The sequence below is a fragment of the Acinetobacter sp. 826659 genome (assembly GCF_000588515.1).
Classification (GTDB): Bacteria; Pseudomonadota; Gammaproteobacteria; order Pseudomonadales; family Moraxellaceae; genus Acinetobacter; species Acinetobacter pittii.
Genome location: NZ_JFYD01000010.1, coordinates 88008 through 94671, shown reverse-complemented (window position 1 = coordinate 94671; position 6664 = coordinate 88008). Strand labels below are relative to the sequence as shown.

The window sequence follows — 6664 nt, the reverse complement described above, 5'->3', positions numbered from 1 at the left end:
TTACTGATTGATTAATCGAAATAATTTTCATTGATTGATTGGTTTAAATTACTCGAAGTTTATTTGAGCGAAATTTAAGTCAGTAATTGATGAGCCAGAATTGGTACCTTGTCTTTAAATAAGGTACAAAATGATTTTAACTGAAGAGTTTGATCATGGCTCAGATTGAACGCTGGCGGCAGGCTTAACACATGCAAGTCGAGCGGAGAGAGGTAGCTTGCTACTGATCTTAGCGGCGGACGGGTGAGTAATGCTTAGGAATCTGCCTATTAGTGGGGGACAACATTTCGAAAGGAATGCTAATACCGCATACGTCCTACGGGAGAAAGCAGGGGATCTTCGGACCTTGCGCTAATAGATGAGCCTAAGTCGGATTAGCTAGTTGGTGGGGTAAAGGCCTACCAAGGCGACGATCTGTAGCGGGTCTGAGAGGATGATCCGCCACACTGGGACTGAGACACGGCCCAGACTCCTACGGGAGGCAGCAGTGGGGAATATTGGACAATGGGCGCAAGCCTGATCCAGCCATGCCGCGTGTGTGAAGAAGGCCTTATGGTTGTAAAGCACTTTAAGCGAGGAGGAGGCTACTTTAGTTAATACCTAGAGATAGTGGACGTTACTCGCAGAATAAGCACCGGCTAACTCTGTGCCAGCAGCCGCGGTAATACAGAGGGTGCAAGCGTTAATCGGATTTACTGGGCGTAAAGCGCGCGTAGGCGGCTAATTAAGTCAAATGTGAAATCCCCGAGCTTAACTTGGGAATTGCATTCGATACTGGTTAGCTAGAGTGTGGGAGAGGATGGTAGAATTCCAGGTGTAGCGGTGAAATGCGTAGAGATCTGGAGGAATACCGATGGCGAAGGCAGCCATCTGGCCTAACACTGACGCTGAGGTGCGAAAGCATGGGGAGCAAACAGGATTAGATACCCTGGTAGTCCATGCCGTAAACGATGTCTACTAGCCGTTGGGGCCTTTGAGGCTTTAGTGGCGCAGCTAACGCGATAAGTAGACCGCCTGGGGAGTACGGTCGCAAGACTAAAACTCAAATGAATTGACGGGGGCCCGCACAAGCGGTGGAGCATGTGGTTTAATTCGATGCAACGCGAAGAACCTTACCTGGCCTTGACATAGTAAGAACTTTCCAGAGATGGATTGGTGCCTTCGGGAACTTACATACAGGTGCTGCATGGCTGTCGTCAGCTCGTGTCGTGAGATGTTGGGTTAAGTCCCGCAACGAGCGCAACCCTTTTCCTTATTTGCCAGCGAGTAATGTCGGGAACTTTAAGGATACTGCCAGTGACAAACTGGAGGAAGGCGGGGACGACGTCAAGTCATCATGGCCCTTACGGCCAGGGCTACACACGTGCTACAATGGTCGGTACAAAGGGTTGCTACCTAGCGATAGGATGCTAATCTCAAAAAGCCGATCGTAGTCCGGATTGGAGTCTGCAACTCGACTCCATGAAGTCGGAATCGCTAGTAATCGCGGATCAGAATGCCGCGGTGAATACGTTCCCGGGCCTTGTACACACCGCCCGTCACACCATGGGAGTTTGTTGCACCAGAAGTAGCTAGCCTAACTGCAAAGAGGGCGGTTACCACGGTGTGGCCGATGACTGGGGTGAAGTCGTAACAAGGTAGCCGTAGGGGAACCTGCGGCTGGATCACCTCCTTAACGAAAGATTGACGATTGGTAAGAATCCACAACAAGTTGTTCTTCATAGATGTATCTGAGGGTCTGTAGCTCAGTTGGTTAGAGCACACGCTTGATAAGCGTGGGGTCACAAGTTCAAGTCTTGTCAGACCCACCATGACTTTGACTGGTTGAAGTTATAGATAAAAGATACATGACTGATGATGTAAGCTGGGGACTTAGCTTAGTTGGTAGAGCGCCTGCTTTGCACGCAGGAGGTCAGGAGTTCGACTCTCCTAGTCTCCACCAGAACTTAAGAGAAGTTCGGATTACAGAAATTAGTAAATAGAGATTTCGGTCTTGGTTTATTAACTTCTGTGATTTAAGTATCACGGTATTAAGCATGACCTGACGAAGGCGTGTTTATTCATTAACAGATTGGCAAAATTGAGTCTGAAATAAATTGTTCACTCAAGAGTTTAGATTAAGCAATTAATCTAGATGAATTGAGAACTAGCAAATTAACTGAATCAAGCGTTTTGGTATATGAATTTAGATTGAAGCTGTACAGTGTTTAAGTACACAGACAACAGATAGTAGCGATGAAGAATCGCACGGACAACACTCACTTGTAGGTGTTGACGACTGTTTGGGGTTGTATAGTCAAGTAATTAAGTGCATGTGGTGGATGCCTTGGCAGTCAGAGGCGATGAAAGACGTGATAGCCTGCGAAAAGCTCCGGGGAGGCGGCAAATATCCTTTGATCCGGAGATTTCTGAATGGGGGAACCCACCTACTTTAAGGTAGGTATTGCAACATGAATACATAGTGTTGCAAGGCGAACGAGGGGAAGTGAAACATCTCAGTACCCTTAGGAAAAGAAATCAATTGAGATTCCCTCAGTAGCGGCGAGCGAACGGGGATCAGCCCATTAAGTTATGTGTGTTTTAGTGGAACGCTCTGGGAAGTGCGAACGTAGAGGGTGATATTCCCGTACACGAAAGGGCACACATAATGATGACGAGTAGGGCGAGGCACGTGAAACCTTGTCTGAATATGGGGGGACCATCCTCCAAGGCTAAATACTCCTGACTGACCGATAGTGAACCAGTACCGTGAGGGAAAGGCGAAAAGAACCCCTGTGAGGGGAGTGAAATAGATCCTGAAACCGCATGCATACAAGCAGTGGGAGCACCTTCGTGGTGTGACTGCGTACCTTTTGTATAATGGGTCAGCGACTTATATTCAGTAGCAAGGTTAACCGTATAGGGGAGCCGTAGGGAAACCGAGTCTTAATAGGGCGTTTAGTTGCTGGGTATAGACCCGAAACCAGGCGATCTATCCATGAGCAGGTTGAAGGTTGGGTAACACTAACTGGAGGACCGAACCCACTGTCGTTGAAAAGCCAGGGGATGACTTGTGGATAGGGGTGAAAGGCTAATCAAGCCTGGTGATAGCTGGTTCTCCCCGAAAGCTATTTAGGTAGCGCCTCGGACGAATACCATAGGGGGTAGAGCACTGTTTCGGCTAGGGGGTCATCCCGACTTACCAAACCGATGCAAACTCCGAATACCTATGAGTACTATCCGGGAGACAGACTGCGGGTGCTAACGTCCGTAGTCAAGAGGAAAACAATCCAGACCGCCAGCTAAGGCCCCAAAATCATAGTTAAGTGGGAAACGATGTGGGAAGGCATAGACAGCTAGGAGGTTGGCTTAGAAGCAGCCACCCTTTAAAGAAAGCGTAATAGCTCACTAGTCGAGTCGGCCTGCGCGGAAGATGTAACGGGGCTAAAACTATGTGCCGAAGCTGCGGATTTGACATTAGTCAAGTGGTAGGGGAGCGTTCTGTAAGCCGATGAAGGTGTATTGAGAAGTATGCTGGAGGTATCAGAAGTGCGAATGCTGACGTGAGTAACGACAAAACGGGTGAAAAACCCGTTCGCCGAAAGACCAAGGGTTCCAGTCCAACGTTAATCGGGGCTGGGTGAGTCGACCCCTAAGGCGAGGCCGAAAGGCGTAGTCGATGGGAAATTGGTTAATATTCCAATACTTCTGTGTAATGCGATGAGAGGACGGAGAAGGTTAAGTCAGCCTGGCGTTGGTTGTCCAGGTGGAAGGATGTAGGTATGTATCTTAGGCAAATCCGGGGTACTCTATACTGAGATCCGATAGCAAGCTGTACTTGTACAGCGAAGTGGCTGATACCATGCTTCCAGGAAAAGTCTCTAAGCTTCAGTTACACAGGAATCGTACCCGAAACCGACACAGGTGGTCAGGTCGAGTAGACCAAGGCGCTTGAGAGAACTCTGCTGAAGGAACTAGGCAAAATGGTACCGTAACTTCGGGAGAAGGTACGCTGTTGTTGGTGATGGAACTTGCTTCCTGAGCTGACGACAGCCGCAGAAACCAGGCCGCTGCAACTGTTTATTAAAAACATAGCACTCTGCAAACACGAAAGTGGACGTATAGGGTGTGATGCCTGCCCGGTGCTGGAAGGTTAATTGATGGGGTTAGCGTAAGCGAAGCTCTTGATCGAAGCCCCAGTAAACGGCGGCCGTAACTATAACGGTCCTAAGGTAGCGAAATTCCTTGTCGGGTAAGTTCCGACCTGCACGAATGGCATAATGATGGCGGCGCTGTCTCCAGCAGAGGCTCAGTGAAATCGAAATCGCTGTGAAGATGCAGTGTACCCGCGGCTAGACGGAAAGACCCCGTGAACCTTTACTGCAGCTTGACACTGAACTTTGACCTTACTTGTGTAGGATAGGTGGGAGGCTTTGAAGTTGGAACGCTAGTTCCAATGGAGCCGTCCTTGAAATACCACCCTGGTAATGTTGAGGTTCTAACTCTGTCCCGTTATCCGGGACGAGGACCGTGTCTGGTGGGTAGTTTGACTGGGGCGGTCTCCTCCTAAAGAGTAACGGAGGAGTACGAAGGTGCGCTCAGCGTGGTCGGAAATCACGCGTAGAGTATAAAGGCAAAAGCGCGCTTAACTGCGAGACCCACAAGTCGAGCAGGTACGAAAGTAGGTCTTAGTGATCCGGTGGTTCTGTATGGAAGGGCCATCGCTCAACGGATAAAAGGTACTCTGGGGATAACAGGCTGATACCGCCCAAGAGTTCATATCGACGGCGGTGTTTGGCACCTCGATGTCGGCTCATCTCATCCTGGGGCTGAAGCAGGTCCCAAGGGTATGGCTGTTCGCCATTTAAAGAGGTACGCGAGCTGGGTTTAGAACGTCGTGAGACAGTTCGGTCCCTATCTACCGTGGGCGCTGGAAATTTGAGAGGATCTGCTCCTAGTACGAGAGGACCAGAGTGGACGAACCTCTGGTGTACCGGTTGTGACGCCAGTCGCATCGCCGGGTAGCTATGTTCGGAAGGGATAACCGCTGAAAGCATCTAAGCGGGAAGCCTACCTCAAGATAAGATTTCCCTAGGAATTTATTCCTCTAAAGAGCCGTTCGAGACTAGGACGTTGATAGGTTGGATGTGGAAGCATAGTGATATGTGAAGCTGACCAATACTAATTGCTCGTGAGGCTTGACTATACAACACCCAAGCAGTTGTATATGAAGCATCAATCGATTCATAAATATGCAAAGCAACTTGATTTAGTTAAACACTTAGCTAAAATGAACAACGAAAATCAGACCAATCAGCCCATCTGTAAAGATTTGGAAAACGCAACGTATCACACAGTGAATAAAACGAAGCAAGTATCCATAAACAGTTGTGCTGGCGACCATAGCAAGAGTGAACCACCTGATCCCTTCCCGAACTCAGAAGTGAAACCTCTTAGCGCTGATGGTAGTGTGGGGTTACCCATGTGAGAGTAAGTCATCGCCAGCTCATTATTCTAAACACCCCCGTTCCAATGAATGGGGGTGTTTTTTTATGCGCGGAATTTATACCTACAATTCTTTATATGATTATAATGGAAGAAATTCATATCAAGTCTAATAAGGATATAACATGTCTACCGATCAGCAATTTCCAACGCCCAATAATTTAGGTATCGCAGTTTATTCAAATAATGCAGAAGCTATTGGTAATACGCCTTTAGTTCGTATCAACCGTTTAATTAAAACTGGTGCAACTGTATTAGCGAAAATAGAAAGTCGTAATCCTGCCTTTTCTGTGAAATGCCGTATTGGGGCTGCACTTATTGCAGATGCAGAAAAAAGAGGTGTGTTGAAAGAAGGCATGCATATAGTTGAACCAACTAGTGGTAATACAGGGATTGCATTGGCTTTTGTTGCGGCGGCGAAGGGTTATCCAATTACTTTGACCATGCCAGCCAGCATGAGTCTTGAACGCAGAAAAGTATTAAAAGCTTTAGGTGCTAATTTAGTTCTAACCGAACCGGCGAAAGGGATGAAAGGTGCGGTTGATGAAGCGGTACGATTAGCAACTGAGCAGCCAGATGTTTATTTTTTGCCACAACAATTTGAAACCCCAGCCAATCCACAAATTCATGTGGACACAACTGGCCCAGAAATTTGGCAAGCAACAGGTGGGCAGGTTGATATTTTAGTTGCTGGCGTAGGTACTGGAGGTACGATAACGGGTATTTCTCGTTATTTTGAACAGGTCCAAAATAAGCCATTGTACTCAGTAGCAGTTGAACCTGCTGAGTCTCCAATTATTACTCAAACCAAAAATGGTGAAAGTATTACGCCTGCACCCCATAAAATTCAGGGGATTGGTGCAAACTTTATTCCAAAAAATCTTGATTTAGATTTGGTTGATGAAGTCTTACCAGTGAGTAGTGAGGAAGCAATTCAATGGGCGAGAAACTGTGCAACTCAAGAAGGTATTTTGGTAGGTATCTCAAGTGGAGCTGCCTTGGCTGCTGCAGCTAAAATTGCAGAGCGTCCTGAAAATGCTGGTAAAACAATAGTTGTTATTCTTCCTGATAGCGGAGAACGTTATTTATCTTCTGTTTTATTTGAAGGTTTATTTGACGAATAAAATTAACTATGTAAAAAAGCCCATTAATAGATGGGCTTTTTTTATTTGATCTGAAT

1 protein-coding gene, 2 tRNA genes and 3 rRNA genes are annotated in these 6664 nt (G+C 47.2%); all 6 read left to right on the top strand.

Features of this window, described 5'->3' with window-relative positions:
* Window positions 1–137: 137 nt before the first annotated feature.
* Window positions 138–1675: ribosomal RNA gene (locus tag J663_RS17520) — 16S ribosomal RNA — on the top strand.
* A 59-nt stretch (window positions 1676–1734) separates the two neighbouring features.
* Window positions 1735–1811, top strand: a tRNA-Ile gene (locus J663_RS17515).
* A 55-nt stretch (window positions 1812–1866) separates the two neighbouring features.
* Window positions 1867–1942, top strand: a tRNA-Ala gene (locus J663_RS17510).
* Window positions 1943–2294: 352 nt separating this feature from the next.
* Window positions 2295–5185, top strand: a 23S ribosomal RNA gene (locus tag J663_RS17505).
* A 186-nt stretch (window positions 5186–5371) separates the two neighbouring features.
* Window positions 5372–5486 (top strand): 5S ribosomal RNA (rrf, locus tag J663_RS17500).
* The 16S, 23S and 5S rRNA genes sit together here with 2 tRNA genes alongside, the layout of an rRNA operon.
* 123 nt (window positions 5487–5609) lie before the next feature.
* Window positions 5610–6608: a cysteine synthase A gene (gene cysK / locus J663_RS17495; protein ID WP_033851286.1), complete on the top strand. Its 999-nt coding sequence runs from the start codon at window positions 5610–5612 to the stop codon at window positions 6606–6608.
* Window positions 6609–6664 lie beyond the last annotated feature (56 nt).

What these genes read in the sequence shown, in the direction of transcription:
- cysK (WP_033851286.1), top strand. Translation starts at nt 5,610, where the DNA reads ATGTCTACCGATCAGCAATTTCCAACGCCCAATAATTTAGGTATCGCA.